This window comes from Actinomadura rupiterrae, assembly GCF_024172125.1.
GTDB lineage: Bacteria > Actinomycetota > Actinomycetes > Streptosporangiales > Streptosporangiaceae > Spirillospora > Spirillospora rupiterrae.
This window is the reverse complement of sequence record NZ_JAMZEA010000012.1, coordinates 160,015-177,289: the sequence shown is the minus strand read 5'-3', so window position 1 is coordinate 177,289 and position 17,275 is coordinate 160,015. Positions and strand designations below refer to the sequence as shown.

The following is a 17,275-nucleotide window of genomic DNA, read 5'->3' as shown; positions in this document are numbered from 1 at the left end:
GCGATTCTCTCAGCTCTCCACCACCGGGATCACCGCCACGACCTCCCAGCCGCCCTCCGGACGCGGACCCGCGTACAGCCGGCCGCCGATCGCGTCCACCCGCTCGGCCAGCCCGGCGAGCCCGAACCCCCCGGACGGCAGCCGCCGCCCGCGGCCCTGCCCGTCGTCCCGGACGGCCACCTCGACCGAGCCGTCCCCGAGCCGCGCCACCGACACCCGCACCACTGTCGCGTCGGCTGCGTGCTTGCGCGCGTTGGTCAGCGCCTCCTGGACGACCCGGTGCACCGAGGTGACCACCTCCGGCGGCAGCTCGCCCAGGTCGTCGGCGAGCGCGAGCGCGGCGGGCGGGGTGTCGCCGAAGCCGTCCACCAGGTCGGCGATCTGCGTCAGGTCCCCAACTGGACGCGTCGCGCCCGGCTCCGGCCCGCGGCCCGGCTCCTGCGCGTCCCGGAGCAGGCCGACCATCCGGCGCATCGACGTCAGCGCCTCGGTGCCCGCCTTCTCGATCTGCCCGAACATCCGGTCCAGCTGCTCGGGCGACTGCGCCGCCGCCCCCGAGGACGCCGCGAACCGCGCCGCCTGCGCCTGCACGACGATCCCGGTCACGTGGTGGGCGACGAAGTCGTGCAGGTCGCGGGCCAGCTCCAGCCGCTCGTCCCGGCGCGCGTCCGACAGCGCCCGGACGCGCCGCTCGTCCAGCGCCCGCAGGTACAGGCCGGTGCCGATCGCGATCGCGACCAGCACCGCCAGCGGCCCGGCGAAGAAGACCAGCATCATCTCCGAGCCGCGCAGCGGGACGACCACGACCGGCACGGCGACCAGCGTCGTCATCCCGACCAGCCGGTTCTGCGGGGCCGTCCAGACCATCCGGGCGACGAGCACGAGCAGCCCGGTCACCTCGACCAGCGCCGCCTGGTCACGGACGCCGGTGTGGACCGCCGCCAGCATCCAGGTCAGCAGCAGCGAGGACCCGGCGCTCACCGCGGCCCACTGCTCCAGCCGCCGCCGGGCCAGGCACGCGTAGGCGACGATGGCCGCCACGACGACCGTCGCCAGGTCCCATGGGCTGCCGTTCGAGTACGAGACGGCCAGGCAGAGCATCAGGTACAGCGCGGCGCAGCCCCAGGCCATCAGCCGGAACAGGCAGCCGCCGACGGACTGGACGCGCGCCAGCCCGTCCTTCGCGTCCTGCCGCGCGTCCGGCCTCGGGCCCGGCCCGAGGCCGCCCGGCCCGCCGCCGTCCGGCGCGCCGCCGCCCGGCGCGGACGTCGCGCCCCCCGAAGCGTTCATGCTCACCGAGGCTACGGCTTGGGGCCTATGCCGGGATCGACCATTCGGCCGATCCCCGCGTGTCCCTTACCGATCCTGCGTCCGATGTGCCGGAGCGGGCGGTTCGCGAAGCATGGAGGCATGGGTTTCAACGGCTTCTACCTCCTCTACGTCCCGATCGCCGTCGCGTTCGTCGCGTTCGTGGTCTACGGCGGGCTGGTCATGCCCGCCAAGGAGATGCGCGACTCGCTCCGGCACGACCGCCCGCGCGGCCCGGACACCCCGGACGCCCCGGACGCTGAGTTCTTCGAGCTCCAGCACGCCCGCTCCGACCGGAAGGCCGCCGCGTGAACACCGTCCCGCCGTCCGTCCTGAGCGGGACGGGCCTGGTCAAGGCGTTCGGCCCGACCGTCGCGCTCGGCGGGGTGGACCTCGCCGTCGGCCGCGCCGAGGCCGTCGCGATCATGGGCCCGTCCGGGTCCGGCAAGTCCACCCTGCTGCACTGCCTCGCCGGGATCATGCGCCCCGACCGGGGCGAGGTCCGGCTGCTCGGGGACCGGATCGACGACCTCGGCGAGCGCCGCCGCAGCGCGCTGCGCCGGTCCCGGTTCGGGTTCGTGTTCCAGTTCGGGCAGCTGCTTCCCGAGCTGCCCGCGGACGAGAACGTGGCGCTGCCGCTGATGCTCGGCGGCACCGCGCGCCGCGAGGCCGTGCAGGCGGCCCGCGGCTGGTTCGGGCCGCTCGGCCTGGCCGGGCTGGAGGGCCGCCGTCCCGGCGAGCTGTCCGGCGGGCAGGCGCAGCGCGTCGCGATCGCGCGCGCCCTGGCGCCGCGTCCGGCCGTGGTGTTCGCGGACGAGCCGACCGGCGCGCTCGACCAGGCCACCGGGCACGACACGATGCGGCTGCTGGTCGAGGCCACCAAGCACAACGGCGCGTCCCTGGTCGTCGTCACGCACGACCCGGCCGTGGCGGGCTGGTGCGACCGGACCGTGGAGGTCCGCGACGGCCGCCTGCTCACCCCGTTCCCCGGAGCCGCGTGATGCGCACGGTCTTCGAGCTGTCCTGGCGGCTGCTGCGCGGGGGCGGGCGGCGGGGGATGCTCGGCTCCCTGCTCACCCTCGCCGCCGTCGCCGTCTCGACCGGCCTGCTGCTGTTCGCGGTCGGCGCCAACCACGCGTTCGCCGCGCGGTCGGCGGCCGACGCCTGGCGGCATCCTGCCAAGACGCACGGCACCGCGACCGCGATCGAGGCGCTCAATACCGACTACGCGCGCGGACGCCAGATCACCGTGGTCGAGCTGGCCGCGCTGTCCGGCGACGCGCCCGTCCCGCCCGGCATGAAGCGCTTCCCGAAGCCGGGCGAGGTCTGGACGTCCCCGGCGCTCGCCTCGCTCATGCGGACGATGCCCGCCGACCAGCTCTCCCAGCGCTTCCCGTCCCGGACACCCACCGGGACGCTCGGCCGATCCGCCGTCGTCCACCCGGACGAGCTGGTCGCCGTCGTCGGGCGCGCCGCGTCCGACCCGGCCCTGTCGGCCGGACGGTCCGACACGATGATCGCGGACGGCGTCGCTTCGCCCACCCGGATCGACCGGTACGCGACCGGCTCGCAGTCGGCCACCGCGTTCGTCTACCAGGTGCTCGCGGCGATCGCCTCGGTGCTGATGGTCGTCCCGCTGCTGGTGTTCGGCGGGGCCGCGGCCCGGCTCACCGTCGCCCGCCGCGACCAGCGGCTCGCCGCGCTCCGGCTGGTCGGCGCGACGCCCGGGCAGGTCGTCGCGGTCACGGTCGCCGAGGCCGTGCTGACCGCCGCCGCCGGTGCCGTCCTCGGGACGGTCCTGTTCGCGGTCGCCATGCCCGCCCTCACGCAGATCCCGATCGCGGGCGGCACCTGGTACGCGTCCGACGTGTGGCCCGGTCTCTGGGTGCTGCCCGTGGTGCTCGCCGTGCCGGTCCTGGTCGGCATCAGCGCCGTCGCCGGGCTCCGCCGCGTCGTGGTCGGCCCGCTCGGCGTCGCGCGCCGCGAGACGCCGCCCGGGCTGCGGGCCGTCCGGCCGCTGGCCTTCCTGGCCATCGTGATCGCGTTCGGCTTCCTGGCCGGGGGCCTGACGTCCATGGGCAGGACGGGCCTGATCCTGCTGCTGGTCTTCCTCGCCCTGGCGTTCCTCGGCATCAACCTCGTCGGCCCCTGGATCGTCGCGATCATCGGACGGATCGCCGCCGGGACCGCGCGCGGCCCCGCCCGCCTCCTCGCCGGCCGCCGCCTGATGGACGACCCGCGCGCCGCCTGGCGCACCGTCGCGGGCGTCGCGCTGACCGGCTTTGTCGCGGGCTTCCTGGCGCTGCTGAACCCGTCGTCCGGGATGCTCGGACACGGTGCCGCCGCCGACCGGCTGGAGATCACCGTGCCCGAGGCGTCCGCGGCGACCTCCGCGGCCCAGGCCCGCGACCGGCTGCGCGCGCTGCCGGCGAAGGTCACGGTCGAGCGCGCTGCCAAGCCGTCCCACGGCGTGCGCGGCACGGACGGCGAGGGCAACGACGAGCCGGACGGCGGCGGGAACGACGAGCCGGACGGGACGGCGACCATCCGGGCCGTCGTGGACGGGGGCCGGGAGAACGTCGACCGCGCCCGGACGGCGCTGACCGGCCTCATCCCCGGCCACAACGCCACCACCGAGGCCGACTCCGACATCGGGTCCGCCCGGCTGCTGGCCGACCTGCGCACCGGCGCGCTGACCGTGCTCGCGGTCTCGTTCCTGATCGCGATCACCAGCGCGGGCATCACCGGCGCGTCCGCCGTCCTGGACCGCCGCCAGACCTACGCGATGCTCCGCCTCGCCGGGACCCCGCTCGACGTCCTCGACAAGGCCCGCCGCCAGGAGACCCTGATCCCGCTCCTGGTCATGGGCGGCGGTTCGCTGGCGACCGGCCTGTTCTTCGCCACCCCGTTCGCGATGGGCTTCGGCTCCACCGGAGCCCTGACCCTGGTGGCGTTCGTGACGCTCGGCTTCGGCGGGATCCTTGCCGCGAGCGCCCTCAGCCGACCCCTTTTGAGAGCCGTCACGACCAACCCCGCTCCGCGCCCGGACTGAGGCCCGGAAATGTCGTAGGCGCTGCATAGAGTTTGGGCTGTGACGTGGGGGAACGCCGCTGAACCCGTCGAGTTCGCGGTGCGTGTCCACGGGGTGTCCGGTGGGCTTGGGAAGGGGTCGGAATGGACTACGTGAACGGGTTTTCTCGGCACCTTTCCCGGGCGAGCCTGAACGGGCCCGCCGAGCGGACGATCGTGGAGCCGTGGCTCAGCGAGCTGACCCGGCTCCCGCTCAACACCTACCCCGAGGAGGCGGACGGTCAGGTCGTCGCGCTCCGCCGGGACCTGCGGCCCCTGGAGCGGCGCGCGGTGGCCTGACCGTCCGGCCCGCCCCGGTCTCCGGGCTCACAGCTCGGCCGTGTCGCCCGGGGCGAGCAGCGTGAGGCGGTCGGAGAGGCCCGCCTCGGCGAAGGCCTTGGCGAGCACGTCGCCGCCCTCGGTGAAGTGCGCCCAGCTGTCGAAGTGCAGCGGGACGGCGTGCCGGGCGCCCAGGATGCGGGTGGCCTCGGCGGCGCCCGCGCTGTCCAGGGTCAGCAGCGCGCCGTCGAACAGCGGCGTCCGGGCCGCGCCCGCGAACAGCACCGCGACGTCGATCGCGGGGAAGCGCTCCTTGACCTCGCGGACGACGTCGAGCGAGGCGTTGTCGCCGCTGACGTAGACCGTGGGCAAGTCGTCGGCGGTGAGCACGAAGCCCGCGACCTCGCCGGTGACCGGCTCGGCGCCCTCGGGGCCGTGCAGCGCGGGCACGCGGGTGACGCGCAGCGTCCGGCCGCCCGGGCGGGGGATGTCGTGGTGCTCCCAGAGCGGCACCGGGGTCGCGCCGATCCGCTCCGCGCCCGCGACCGTGGTCAGGACGAGCGGCACCCGGCCCAGGAAGGCGCGGCCGGCCTCGTCCAGGTTGTCGGGGTGCTGGTCGTGCGAGAGCAGGACGGCGTCGATCGGCTCCACCTCGTCCGGGGTGAGCGCGGTGGGCGCGGTCTTGGTCAGCTTGCGGTCCGGCCCGATCGGGTAGTCGCGGGGCGCGTCGAAGGCCGGGTCGGTGAGCAGCCGGAGGCCGCCGAGCTCGATGATCGCGGTGGGGCCGCCGAGGGCCGTGATGGAGATCGTCATGCCGAGGATCATGCCTTTCTCCAGGTCGGCGGGGGAGTGGCGAGAAAGTCACCGTGCGATAGATTCCAGCCATGCGTGATCCACGGACGGTCGCGGTGCTGCTCTTCGACTCCGCGCCGATGTTCGAGACCAGCGTGCCGCTCAGCGTCTTCGGCGGTGGCGGCACGCCGTTCCAGGTGCGGGCCGTCGCCGCCGAGCCCGGCCCGCTCCGCACGTCGGCGGGCCTGGTGCTGCACGCCCCGCACGGCCTGGACGCGCTGGACGGCGCGGGCATGGTGGTCGTCCCGAGCTGGCGGCTCGGCGACGAGGACCCGCCGGAACCCGCCCTCGAAGCGCTGCGCGCCGCGCACGCCGGCGGCGCGACCGTCGTCGGGCTGTGCCGGGGCGCGTTCGTCCTGGCGGCGGCCGGGCTGCTGGACGGGCGCCGCGCCACCACGCACTGGCGGTTCGCGCCCGCGCTCGCCGAGCGCTACCCGGACGTCCGCGTCGATCCGGCCGTGTTGTTCGTGGACGAGGGGACGATCGTCACCTCGGCGGGCACGGCCGCGGGGATCGACGCGTGCCTCCACCTCGTCCGGCGCGAGGTGGGGGCGCGGACGGCCGGGGCCATCGCGCGCCGGATGGTCGTCCCGCCGCAGCGCTCGGGCGGCCAGGCCCAGTACATCGAGCGGCCCGTCCCGGAGGCGGGCATGGACGACCCGCTGGCGCCCGTCCTGGAGCACGCCGTCCGCAACCTGCACGACCCGGAACTCGGCGTCGATGCCCTCGCCAATCGCGCGCACATGAGCCGTCGCAGCTTCGACCGCCGTTTCCGGGAGGCGACAGGGACATCGCCCTTGCAATGGCTGCTGGCCCAACGCGTCCTGCATGCGCAGCGGCTCCTGGAGAGCAGCGACCAGCCGATCGACGCGATCGCCCGCCAGGTCGGCTTCGCCAACGGGGTCGCGCTGCGCCCGCACTTCCGGCGCGTCGTCGGCGTGGCGCCCCAGCCCTACCGCGACACCTTCCGCACCCCCGCCTGACCTAAAGGAACGACCCCGCAGCGCCGCTGCGGGGTCGTTCGCTATGGCTTGGGGTCAGGCGCGCTTGGCACCGATGCTCGCCATCATTTCGGCCCAGGTCTTGTGCATCTCGCGCTGCCAGTACGGCCAGCTGTGCGAGCCCGCGCCGTAGAAGTCGGTCTGCACCGGCACACCCGACTTCCGGGCGGACGAGACGAAGTCGCCGGACGAGCGCAGGACCTGGGTCTCGCTGAGGTAGCCGATGTCCCAGGGGGCCTTGCCGGGCTTGTCCAGCGGGCCCTTGCTGCCGTTGCCGGCGGACACGAACAGCGTCGTGCCGCGCAGCCGCCGCGCCAGGGACGCCGGGTCGTGCGCGGCCCAGTTGGAGCGGGCCGTCCACGGGTCGCCCCAGATGTCCATCGGGTTGGTGCCGGGACGGGTGTTGATGTACATGAGCAGCGCCGGGATGCCGGGCGACAGCATCGACAGCACGCCGCTGTAGGACGCCGCGTACCGGAACATGCCCGGGTGCCGGGCCGCGTAGGTGACCGCGCCCTGCGCGCCGGACGAGATGCCCATGACCGCCCGGGACGAGCCCGCGTGCAGGTTCCGCTCGACGAGCTGGCGGACCTCGGCGGTGTGGAAGGTCTCCCAGCGGGGGCTGCCGCCGCGCCCGCCGTTGTACCAGTCGGTGTAGGACCCGTTCGAGCCCTCGGGCATCACCACGATCACGCCCCACTGGCGGGCGACCTTGGCGATGTCGGTGCTGCGCGTCCAGGAGACGTAGGTGTCGTTGCCGCCGTGCAGCGCGTACAGCGCCGGCCACTCCTGCGTCGACTTGGACTTCCAGCCGTTCGGCACGAGCACGCGGACCTTGCGGACGGAGGCGAGCGCGGGCGACTTGACGCTGAGGTCGACCTGGTTCTTGCCCGCCCACTTCGCGGCGGTCACCACGGCTCCGTCGTCGGCCGCCTGCCAGTTCTTCAGGCCGCCGTTGCCGCCGCCGGGCGGGTTGGTCGGAAGCCAGGTCGGCGTCGGGCCGGGGGAGCCCGTCGGGTTGGCGGTGGGCAGCTTGGAGACCTTGCCCTGCGCGGGGGACGGCAGGCCCGACGACTTGACGGGCTTGGGGTCGCCCGCGGCGGCCTGCTCGGCCATCGGCGCGGTGCCGGCGGCGGGCTGGGACCCGCCGGAGCCGTCCCACGGGATCAGCACGAGAGCGGTCGGCACGGCGGCGACGACGGCCACCGCGGTCACGGCCAGCTTGCGTTCGGTCCTCTTGCGCACGTTCGCCCCTTCAGTCGCGAACGTCACGGTAGTAAAAGAAGATCTCCTTCGGACAGTTTTATCAGCAAACGTTAAGAATTTGGGATCTCAATATGTGGGATGTGTTTCTCATAGTGTGAGAAGGGTGAGTTAGGGTCGGGGCGTCCGCTCCAGCATGAAGAGGTGATCCGGATGTCCGTTTACACCCATGGCCACCACCCGACCGTGCTCAGCTCGCACACCTGGCGCACCATCGAGAACTCCGCCGCCTACCTGGCCGGACATCTGCGTCCCGGGGCCGCGCTCCTGGACGTCGGCTGCGGCCCCGGGACGATCACCACCGAGTTCGCCGCGCGGGTCGCCCCCGGCCGGGTCGTCGGGGTGGACGCGGCGGAGGACGTGCTCGCGCAGGCCCGCGCGCACGCCGCCGAGCGTGACGCACGCAACATCGAGTTCGCGGTCGCGGACGTCCACGATCTGGACTTTCCGGACGACACGTTCGACGTCGTCCACGCGCACCAGGTGCTCCAGCACATCGCCGACCCGGTCCGCGCGCTGGCGGAGATGCGCCGCGTGTGCAAGCCCGGCGGGATCGTCGCCTCGCGCGAGGCCGACTTCGGCAGCTTCACCTGGTACCCGCAGCCGCCCGGCATGGACGACTGGCTGCCCGTTTACTACAAGATCGCGCGCGGCAACGGCGGCGAGCCCGAGGCCGGGCGCCGCCTGGTCTCCTGGGCGCGCGAGGCGGGCTTCACCGACGTCGCGTTCAGCTCGTCGGTGTGGGCGTTCGCGACCCCGGCGGAACGCGAGTGGTGGAGCGGGACGTGGGGCGGCCGCATGGTCCGGTCGAACGTAGCCGACCAGGCCGTCGCGAAGGGCCACGCCACCCGCGACGACCTGGAGCGCATCCACCGGGGCTGGCTGGAGTGGGCCGCCGCGCCGGACGGTGTCTTCACCGCCCAGCACGGCGAGATCCTCTGCCGCGCCTGACCTCTGCCCCTGTTGGAAGGGCCTGCCTTAGAAGGGGTCGGTCAGCTCGCCGAGCTTGTCGGTGAGCTGGAGGTTGTGCGAGTAGTCGACCGGGACGGTGACCACCGAGACGCCGTCGTCGGCGAGCGCCTTGCGCAGCGTGGGCAGCAGCTCGTCCGCCGAGGTCACCCGGTAGCCGTGCGCGCCGAAGCTCTCCGCGTAGGTGACGAAGTCGGGGTTGCCGAACCGGATGTTGGAGCTGCGTCCCATCTCCAGGTCCATCTTCCACTCGATCAGCCCGTACGCGTCGTCCTCCCAGATGAGGACGGTGATCGGGATGTTCTCGCGGACGGCGGTCTCCAGCTCCTGCGAGTTCATCAGGAACGCGCCGTCCCCGGTGGCGGCCAGCACCTTCCGGTCCGGGTGCGCGAGCTTGGCGGCGAGCGCGCCCGGCACCGAGAAGCCCATGGACGACAGCCCGTTGGACACCAGCAGCGTGTTCGGCTCGTAGGTCGGGTACATCCGCGCCATCCACATCTTCACCGCGCCGGTGTCGGCGAGCACGATGTCGTGGCGGCCCATGGCCTCGCGGACGTCGGCGACGATCCGGCGCGGGGACAGCGGGAAGCCGTCCTCGGCGCGGCCCTGCGCCAGCTCGTCGCGCATCAGCTCGCGGATGCGGCGGCCCGTCCCGTTGACGTCCCAGCGGCGGTGCACCGCGTCGCCGAGCGCGCGCAGCGAGCGCGAGATGTCGCCCTGGATGCCGACCTCGACCGGGTAGTGGTCGTCCACCTCGGCGGGCATCGCGTGGATGTGCACGATCTTCTTGTCGGCGTGCGGGTTGACCTTGACCGGGTCGAACTCCTGCAGCTCGTAGCCGACCGCGATCAGCACGTCCGCCTCGTCGAAGCCGAAGTTGACGTAGTCGTGCCGCATGAACCCGACCGCGCCGAGCGCGTTGCGGTGGTCGTCCGGGAAGACGCCCTTGCCGTTGAACGTGGTCGCGACGGGCAGCCCCAGCTTCTCCGAGAAGTGCACCAGCGCCTCGCTCGCGTGCGCGCGCGTCGCGCCGTGGCCCGCGAGGACGATCGGCTGCCTCGCCATCGCCAGCACGTCGGCGGCCCGCGCGATCTGCGACGCGGACGGCTCCTGCGGCTGGACGACGTTCACCCGCAGCGGCTTCAGGTCCGGCGACACCGGCGCCGACTCGACGTCCTCGGGGATCGCCAGGTACACCGCGCCGGGCCGCTCGGTCTGCGCGGTCTTGAACGCCTTGCGGACCATCTCCGGCAGCGCCTCGGGCGTCGGCGCGAGCTCGGACCACTTGGTGATCGGGCGGAACAGCGACACCAGGTCGACGATCTGGTGCGACTCCTTGTAGATCCGGTCCAGCCCGACCTGCGCGGAGATCGCGACGACCGGGGTGGAGTTGGTCTGCGCGTCGGCGACGCCGAGCTGCAGGTTGATCGCGCCCGGGCCGAGCGTCGCGGAGGCGACCCCGGCCTTGCCGGTGAGCCGGCCGTAGATCTCCGCCATGAACGCCGCGCCCTGCTCGTGGCGGACGAGGACGTAGCGGATGGACGAGTCGTCCAGGGCCTGGACGAAATGGATGTTCTCCTCGCCCGGGATGCCGAAGACGTACTCGACGCCCTCGGCCTCCAGGGTGCGGACCAGCAGTTTCGCGGCGTCCGCCTGCGTGGACATTGCCTGTCCTTCTTCCTGCGGTGAAGTCTGGGTGATGGCTAGAGCATCCTTCACCCCCGCGGCATTTCCCGCTGTGGCCAACCTCACCCGGCGGCGTGTCGCACGCTTCCCCGCGTCGCCCGTCGCCCGCCTCGCCTCGCGCCGCGCGCCGGGCGTCAGCCGAGGACGAGGTCGCGGACGGCGCGCAGGGTCGGCTCGTCCCGGACGCCCGCGAGGAGCAGCGTCGTGACCGGGCTGTTCCGCCACAGTTCGAGCCGCTCCTTGATCCGCCCGATCGGGCCGAGCAGCGAGATCGAGTCGGCCAGCTCGTCCGGGACGGCCCGGACCGCCTCCTCGCGGCGTCCGGCGAGGAACAGCTCCTGCACGTGCGCGGCCTGTTCGGCGTAACCGAGGCGGCCGATCAGGTCGAGGTGGAAGTTGCGGTCCTTGGCCCCCATCCCGCCGATGTAGAAGGCGAGCGGGATCTTGGCGAACTCCAGCGCCGACGCGAGGTCGTCGGTGACGATCGTGGTGACGGTCGCGGCGATCTCGAAGCCCGCCGGGCGGCCCGCCAGCGACGCCCCGAACAGCGCGTCGATCTGCGTCGGGTCCACGAACAGCGGCAGCCAGCCCTGGGTGGTCTCGGCGGCGAGCGCGATGTTCTTCGGCCCCTCAGCGCCCAGGTAGACCGGGATCTCCGGACGCGCCGGATGCACGATCGACTTCAGCGGCTTGCCCAGGCCCGTCCCGCCCGGGTAGGGCAGCGGGTAGTGCGGGCCCGCGCTGGTGACGGGCGCCTCGCGCCGCCACACCTGCCGCATGATGTCCAGGTACTCGCGGGTGCGCGCGAGCGGCTTGGGGAACGGCACCCCGTACCAGCCCTCGACGACCTGCGGCCCGGACGCCCCGACGCCGAGGATCATCCGCCCGCCGGACAGCGCGTCCAGGGTGAGGGCGTGCATCGCGGTCGCGACGGGCGTGCGCGCGGACAGCTGCGCGACGGCGGTGCCGAGCTTGATCCGGGACGTCCGGGCGGCGTACCAGGCGAGCGGGGTGAACGCGTCCGAGCCGTACGCCTCCGCGGTGAACACCGCGTGGTAGCCGAGCCGTTCCGCCGCGACGACCGTCTCGGTCTGGTCGTCCGGGTCGCGTTGCCAGTAGCCGACGTTGATACCGAGCTTCAGGTCCGCGGTCACGGTGGCACCTTCCGTAGGGGCCCGGGAGGCCGTAGGGGCCGGGAGGCCGTTGGGGGCACCGCGATACTAGAACACGTTCTATTTCGCTCGGTAGGGCCGGCGGGCCGCGCGTGCGGCCGCGCCGACCCGGATGGGGTCAGCTCCCGCGGTGGGCTGGCGGATCAGGTGCCGGGCGGGGTCTGGGCCCGTGGGGGTGCGTGGTCTGGGTGGGCAGGGCTCTGGACGGGTGGGGTCATGCCGGGCGGACGGACCTGGTCAGAGCTCGTACACGCGGTCGAGCATCGCGTGCCACTGGGCGGAGGCCAGCAGCAGCGCGGGGCCGCGCGGGTCCTTGGAGTCGCGCACGGCGCGGCGCGCCCCAGGGAGGGCGGCCACCTCGACGCACTGGTCGCCGCTGCCGCTGTGGGACGACTTGGTCCACAGCGCCGTGTCGAGCTCGGTCCGGGTGTCTACGGGGTCTGGGTTCACGTGCTGCTCCTTGCTGAGTCGGCGACGAGGCGCGCGGACTCCTCCGGAGGGAGGGCCGCCTCGGCGATCCGCTGGAAGCGTTCCCCGTGACTGGCTATTTCCGCGACGCTTTCCACGTAAACGTCGCCCATCGTGCCCTCCACGTAGGCGATATCGGGGTCGGCGGGGTGCGGGAACGACAGCATCGTGAACCTGCCGTCGAGTCCGGCGTGCTCACGCACGGCGAACGGCAGTATCTGGATGGTGATCCGGTCGTGCGCGGCAAGCTCGGCGAGATGTCCGAGCTGCTCCGCCAGCACCCGCGGCCCGCCGATCGGACGGCGCAGGACCGCCTCGTCCACCACCATGTGCACGCTCGGCGCGTCCGGCCGGTCGAGCAGCGCCTGCCGGGCGCGGCGCGCGTCGAGCCGCCGCTCCACGTCCTCCGGCGCGGGCAGCATCCGGCCCGCCGTGATCACGGCCCGCGCGTAGTCCTCGGTCTGGAGCAGGCCGTGCACGAGCTGCGGGTCCCAGGACCGGATCAGCGAGGCCTCGTGCTCCATCGCCACGTAGCTGCCGGTGAACACGTCGGAGTAGGCCGTCCACCAGCCGCGCCGGGACGCCGCCGACGCCAGGTTGGACAGCGCGTCCCGCTCCGGGCTCGGCACCCCGTACAGGTCGAGGAACCGCTCGATGTCCTGGGCCTTCGGCCGGGTCTGCGCGGTCTCCAGGCGGGACACCGTCGCGCGCGACATGCTCAGCTGGTCGGCGACCTGCTGCAAGGTGAGGCCGCGTCGCTCGCGGAGCGTCCGCAGCTCGCGCGCCAGCCTCCGGGCGCGGACGGTGGGCCGGTAACTCATGGCAGGGGAGTCTTGCCCCTCGCATCCGCTCCCACAACGGAAATGGCCAACCCGGTAGAGCAATCTGGCCAACGGTGTTGCGGCGCTGAGATTCTCACGCGATTCTGAGGATCGTGACCGCTCGGTGTCGTAACGTGACAACAGACTGACCGTGCGGGCAGCGGCCGGTACCACGCGCCCCCCGCGCCGCCGCCCAGGGAGGGAACCCCGTGACCACCTCTCCAGACCTCGGAGACGCAGTGGACGAACCGCTCGCCGGCTCTCACCGCCGCCTGGCTCTGGTGCCGCCGCCCGGCGGCGAGGGCGCACGCCAGGGCCGCGTGTGGGCGCTCCCCGGCGGCCCCGCCGGGCCCGGCTACGCCCGGGCCGCGCTCCGCAAGGCGCTGACCGCGCTGGGCGCCGACCCCACCCGCGTCTCCGACGCGCAGCTCATGGTCAGCGAGCTGGCCACCAACGCCCACCAGCACGCCGGCGACCACGGCCCGCACGAGCTGTGGGTCTACCTCGCCGACGCGCCGGGCCGCGGCCGCGAGGCCCGCTGCGCGGTCTTCGACCGGCTCGCCTGCGACCTGCCCGGCTACTCCTGGACGTCCGGCGACTGCGGCCGCGGGCTCTCGATCGTCCGCGAGCTGTCCGCGGGCCGCTGGGGCATGATCCGCACCATCTCCCGGCTCGGCCCGCCGTCCCAGGGCAAGGCCGTCTGGTTCGCCGTCCCGCTGTGACCGCGCCGCTGTGACCGCCCCCGCTGTGACCGTCCCGCTGTGACCGCCCCGCTCTGATCGCCCCGCCGGATCAGAGCCGGGCCTTGCGGACGCGGCGGGCCCTCAACCCGAGGTGCCGCCGCATGGCCTTGGCGCTGCCGCCTGGGAACGCCACGCCCGCCGACACCAGGTGGCGCCGCGCGCGGTCGAAGTCGCCCGCGTAGTAGAACGCCTCGCCGAACATCCGGTGCGCCAGCGGATCGCGCGGATGCGGCCGGGACGCCTCGACCCACCTGTCCGCGGCGTCCGCGATCGCGCCGTGCACGTCCGGCTCGCTGATGTAGGTGAGCCAGGCCATGCCGTTCTCGGGGTGCCGGTCGAGCTCCACGGCGATCTCGGTGTGCGCCTCGGCGATCAGAGCCACGCGCGCGTCGCCCGGATCGGCGTCCGCGACGGCCCGTTCGGCGAACGCGAGCGCCTCGGCGTCCGTCCCCCACCACTTGCGGCAGAGCGCCTGCAACCGGCTGCGGTGCAAGGCGTACACGTCCGGGCCTCGCCGGACCGCCTCGTCCCAGAGCCGGTCGATTTCGGGACGGCCGAGCTGGAGCCCGATCGCGTGCCGCTGGAGGCGGTCCCAGGGCGCGGGATCGTCCGGCAGGAGTTCGGCGGCGCGGTACAGCGGCTCGCCGGCCTGGGCCAGAAGCCGCCAGAACGCATGGAACCGGACGGCTTCCAGATCCTCCGCGTGCGCGCCGGTCCTGGCGTTCCACGCCTGCGCGATGCGCGTGGCGCCGAGCCAGAGCTGCACGTCCGGATCGTCCGGGCGGGCGTCGGCCATCCGCACGAGGGCGTCCACGTGCGGCACGGCCGCCGCGCCGAGCCGGTCGGCCGCCAGGCAGCGCTCCTCGCCGTTGTCGCGCGTCCCGGCGAGCAGCGCGAGACCGGCGTCGAGATCGCCGGACCGCACGCGCGGCATCGCGGACGTCAGCGCGGCGAGGTTGTGATCGTGGTCGGCGACGTCCTTGGCGAACCTGCCCGGCTTCGTCTGCGGGACGACCGCCTCGTAAGGCTCGGCGCTCGGCGGTTCCGGTATCTGCGCTGCGTCCCTGGCGGGCTGCCATGAGACGCGGTCGGCGTCCACGTGGGCGTCGATCTCGGCGATCAGGCGCTCCGCCTCCGACCAGCGGCCCGGCTCCAGGGTGATCACGATGCCGTCCGGCCCGTAGAGGACGCGGGCGCCGTCCGGCCAGGCGAGCACGGCCGCGCACTCGTCGTACCGGATGGTCGCGGGGGTCGGCCCGTACATCTTCGTGACACCGGACGCCCCGGCGATCAGTACCTCCCCGCTCTTCTCGTACGGCGAGTGGACGCGCCCGGCGACCGCGCGGGTCGAAGCGGTCGGCGCGGGACGGTACCGGCCGTCCGGGCAGCCGACTCCGTGCGGGAGCATCAGCAGCGCGGAGTCCATCGCCGCCTGCGCCACCTTGGCGACCTCTTCGGCGGTGACCGCGCCGAGCCGCTCGCGCGCTTCGGCGGACGTGCGCTGCGTCGCCCCGATCAGTTCGAGGAGGCACCGGCCGCTCACGTGGCTCTCGGCCTCCGGACGAGCGGCCTGCAGCTCGGTCACCGCGCGGCCGAGGTCGGCCTCGTCGAAGCGGCCTTCGGCCAGCGCGTCCAGCTCGGCGAGGAACGCTTCGACGAGTTCCGGCAGCACCTCGTCGAGACCGTCCGCGAATGCGATGATCGCGGCGCTGCCGGGCCCGGTGCGCTGGAACTCGGCCTGCGGCGTGTAGCTGAGCGCGCGGTCCAGCCGCAGCGCCCGGTGCAACCGGCTCAGCAGCAGCTCCCGGTACACGCGCGCGGCAGGACCGGCGGGCACGACCCCGCTGAACCCGACACCGTTGACGCGCTCCTGGAAGTACGTGCGGCCATTGGTCAGGTCGTCCGACTCGGGCACCGGGATGCGCGGACCGTCCGGCAGATCAAGGCGCAACCCCTCGGGCGGCGGACCGCCGACGATGCCGAGCGCCACGTTGCCCCGGGTGAACCGCGAGGCGGCCCACCCCGCAACGTTCTCACCGGTCAGCCCGGGGACGCCCAGCTCGGGGTAGCCGACCAGGCCCAGCCCGGACGGCCCGTACCGCCAGCGCGCCAGCGTCTCGACAACGCCGAAGGCGCGCTGGTCCTCCTCGGTGCGGACGATGCGCTTCTCGTCGTCCAGGCGGTCGAGCGGCAGGTCGCGCAGCGCCGCGCACACGCCGGTGAGGAACCCGGCCACCTCGTCCGGCGTCCCGTGCGAGACGAACCTGGTGCTGAACGGGCCGACCGCGCCGTTGTAGTGCCGGTCCTCGCGTCCGAGCCGGTGCAGCGCCAGATGCTCGACCATGTGCGTGATCCCGGCGCGCGCGAGCGGCTCGTCCACCCGGCCGGCGCGGAAGACCAGCGCGGCCGAGTACCCGCCGGAGCCGTCGCCGGGGCTCCAGAAGACCGGCACCCCGTCGATCTCCGCACGTGTTGCGTCCACCACACCTCATCTACGATCACGCCGTGGTCCCATCGGTGGCATATGAATACCAGCGCCCCTTTCGTCCTTCCAGGCGCGTCTATTACGTTCCGGCAGCGGTTCTCGGGCTGTTCGTCGCCGTCTGCGCTGTCTTCGCGCTGACGCACATGGCCCTGTTCACAGCCGCCTCGCTCGACGCCGTCTACGCGCGTGACGAGGCGGACGGCCGGGCCTCGCTCTACGTGACCAAGGGGCTGCGGTACACGGTCTACGTCGAGGAGTCGATGGCGTCGCCGTCCGCCCTTTCGCTCACCGGCGCGAGCGGCGTGACGACGCCCCTGAAGGTCGATGCGAAGCGGCACGGGGACGGCGAGCGCCTCGAAGAGCGAGGACGGACGTACCGGTGGGTCGGCGCGTTCACGTCGCCTGCCGACGGGCTCGCGGCGGTCAACGCCGAGCCCGGCGGCGCGGCGCTGCGGGTGCAGGTGGACGCGCCGGGCTTCGGGACGTCCGCGGCGCTCGTCCTGGTTTCGCCGCTGGTGCTCCTCGCCTGCCTCGTGTGGGAGTGGTGGATCTTCCGCGGCCGGAGGCGGACCAAGGGGTACTGGACGCGGCGCCCGTCCGCCGGGGCCTGGAGGGCGACGCGGAAGAAGCGGGCCGAGCTGGCGCGCGAGGCGCTGGCCGGACGCTGGCCGGACGGCACCGCGCTCGCCAACGGAACGCTCCTGGCCAGCGCGTCCGGCACGTCGGCGGAGGGAGCGCGGGAGAGGCTGGCTCGGGTCGGGCGTCCGGATGTCTCGGATGCGCGGGTCCGTAAAGCGGAAGGCGGCTGGCTGGTCGAGTTCCCCGAGTATGAGGTCGCCGTGTTCGTCGCCGCGGGCGAGGCCAAGTCCAGGGACTGCGCCGACGTGATGCGGTGCGCGGTGGCGAAGTTCGATCTGGACGCGCGGAACCCCGTCCTCACACGGGCGTGAGCCGCACCGGTCCGGGGCGGGGACAGGTCATGGCTTGGGCGTAAGCAGGGGGTATGTCATCCTGTCTGGGCGACGGACCGCGAGGAACCCGGTGGGAATCCGGGACTGTGCCCGCAACTGTGAACCAGGATGACTGGTGAGTCAGGAACTCCGGGCGTCGCCACCGACCGCCAACCACGGGCGTGGACACCCGAGGGAAGGGACTTCGA

At 73.5% G+C, this 17,275-nt stretch carries 16 protein-coding genes and 1 riboswitch; of the genes, 8 read left to right on the top strand and 8 right to left on the bottom strand.

Going from position 1 to position 17,275, the window contains the following annotated elements; all coding sequences use genetic code 11:
• Positions 1–9: 9 nt before the first annotated feature.
• Positions 10–1,290 (bottom strand): sensor histidine kinase, encoded by a 1,281-nt coding sequence (locus tag FHU30_RS36100; protein WP_253882040.1) that lies wholly within the window; start codon positions 1,288–1,290, stop codon positions 10–12.
• A 120-nt stretch (positions 1,291–1,410) separates the two neighbouring features.
• On the opposite strand from FHU30_RS36100, the gene FHU30_RS36095 reads away from it, so the two are divergent.
• From FHU30_RS36095 to FHU30_RS36080, 4 genes are all read left to right on the top strand, one after another.
• Positions 1,411–1,620 carry a hypothetical protein gene (locus tag FHU30_RS36095; protein ID WP_253882039.1) on the top strand — a complete coding sequence of 70 codons (210 nt, stop codon included), beginning with the start codon at positions 1,411–1,413 and terminating at the stop codon, positions 1,618–1,620.
• On the top strand, positions 1,617–2,309 hold the full coding sequence (locus tag FHU30_RS36090) for an ABC transporter ATP-binding protein (RefSeq protein ID WP_253882038.1): 693 nt from the start codon (positions 1,617–1,619) through the stop codon (positions 2,307–2,309). Before FHU30_RS36095 ends, FHU30_RS36090 begins: the two co-directional genes overlap by 4 nt.
• The gene (locus FHU30_RS36085) at positions 2,309–4,360 is read left to right on the top strand and encodes an FtsX-like permease family protein (protein WP_253882037.1); all 2,052 of its coding nucleotides are present in this window, start codon (positions 2,309–2,311) and stop codon (positions 4,358–4,360) included. Before FHU30_RS36090 ends, FHU30_RS36085 begins: the two co-directional genes overlap by 1 nt.
• 122 nt (positions 4,361–4,482) lie before the next feature.
• Positions 4,483–4,677, top strand: a complete 195-nt coding sequence (locus FHU30_RS36080; RefSeq protein WP_253882036.1) for a hypothetical protein — start codon at positions 4,483–4,485, stop codon at positions 4,675–4,677.
• 27 nt (positions 4,678–4,704) lie between these two features.
• Here FHU30_RS36080 and FHU30_RS36075 read toward each other — a convergent pair whose 3' ends face one another.
• Positions 4,705–5,469 (bottom strand): MBL fold metallo-hydrolase, encoded by a 765-nt coding sequence (locus tag FHU30_RS36075; protein WP_253882035.1) that lies wholly within the window; start codon positions 5,467–5,469, stop codon positions 4,705–4,707.
• Between the two features lie 71 nt (positions 5,470–5,540).
• Here FHU30_RS36075 and FHU30_RS36070 point away from each other — a divergent pair, with 71 nt between their 5' ends.
• Entirely contained in the window at positions 5,541–6,491 is a 951-nt protein-coding gene (locus tag FHU30_RS36070) for a helix-turn-helix domain-containing protein (protein WP_253882034.1), read from the top strand.
• Between the two features lie 54 nt (positions 6,492–6,545).
• On the opposite strand, the gene FHU30_RS36065 is transcribed toward FHU30_RS36070, so the two are convergent.
• Positions 6,546–7,754: an alpha/beta hydrolase gene (locus FHU30_RS36065; RefSeq protein ID WP_253882033.1), complete on the bottom strand. Its 1,209-nt coding sequence runs from the start codon at positions 7,752–7,754 to the stop codon at positions 6,546–6,548.
• A 171-nt stretch (positions 7,755–7,925) separates the two neighbouring features.
• On the opposite strand from FHU30_RS36065, the gene FHU30_RS36060 reads away from it, so the two are divergent.
• Positions 7,926–8,723 (top strand): methyltransferase domain-containing protein, encoded by a 798-nt coding sequence (locus FHU30_RS36060; protein WP_253882032.1) that lies wholly within the window; start codon positions 7,926–7,928, stop codon positions 8,721–8,723.
• 27 nt (positions 8,724–8,750) lie between these two features.
• Here the strand turns inward: FHU30_RS36060 and FHU30_RS36055 are convergent, their stop codons facing one another.
• From FHU30_RS36055 to FHU30_RS36040, 4 genes are all read right to left on the bottom strand, one after another.
• Positions 8,751–10,406, bottom strand: coding sequence for an acetolactate synthase large subunit (locus tag FHU30_RS36055; protein ID WP_253882031.1), 1,656 nt, complete (start codon positions 10,404–10,406; stop codon positions 8,751–8,753).
• Positions 10,407–10,561: 155 nt separating this feature from the next.
• Positions 10,562–11,581 (bottom strand): LLM class F420-dependent oxidoreductase, encoded by a 1,020-nt coding sequence (locus FHU30_RS36050; protein ID WP_253882030.1) that lies wholly within the window; start codon positions 11,579–11,581, stop codon positions 10,562–10,564.
• A 255-nt stretch (positions 11,582–11,836) separates the two neighbouring features.
• The gene (locus tag FHU30_RS36045; protein WP_253882029.1) at positions 11,837–12,049 is read right to left on the bottom strand and encodes a DUF397 domain-containing protein; all 213 of its coding nucleotides are present in this window, start codon (positions 12,047–12,049) and stop codon (positions 11,837–11,839) included.
• Positions 12,046–12,888: a helix-turn-helix domain-containing protein gene (locus FHU30_RS36040; RefSeq protein WP_253882028.1), complete on the bottom strand. Its 843-nt coding sequence runs from the start codon at positions 12,886–12,888 to the stop codon at positions 12,046–12,048. The genes FHU30_RS36045 and FHU30_RS36040 overlap by 4 nt, the downstream gene beginning before the upstream one ends.
• Positions 12,889–13,097: 209 nt before the next feature.
• Between FHU30_RS36040 and FHU30_RS36035 the strand changes: the two genes are divergently transcribed.
• On the top strand, positions 13,098–13,610 hold the full coding sequence (locus FHU30_RS36035; protein ID WP_253882027.1) for an ATP-binding protein: 513 nt from the start codon (positions 13,098–13,100) through the stop codon (positions 13,608–13,610).
• A 70-nt stretch (positions 13,611–13,680) separates the two neighbouring features.
• Here FHU30_RS36035 and FHU30_RS36030 read toward each other — a convergent pair whose 3' ends face one another.
• Complete coding sequence (locus tag FHU30_RS36030; RefSeq protein WP_253882026.1) at positions 13,681–16,113, bottom strand: hypothetical protein; 2,433 nt, start codon at positions 16,111–16,113, stop codon at positions 13,681–13,683.
• Positions 16,114–16,259: 146 nt separating this feature from the next.
• Here FHU30_RS36030 and FHU30_RS36025 point away from each other — a divergent pair, with 146 nt between their 5' ends.
• The gene (locus FHU30_RS36025) at positions 16,260–17,066 is read left to right on the top strand and encodes a hypothetical protein (protein ID WP_253882025.1); all 807 of its coding nucleotides are present in this window, start codon (positions 16,260–16,262) and stop codon (positions 17,064–17,066) included.
• An 81-nt stretch (positions 17,067–17,147) separates the two neighbouring features.
• Positions 17,148–17,217, top strand: a riboswitch (cobalamin riboswitch).
• Positions 17,218–17,275: the final 58 nt, after the last annotated feature.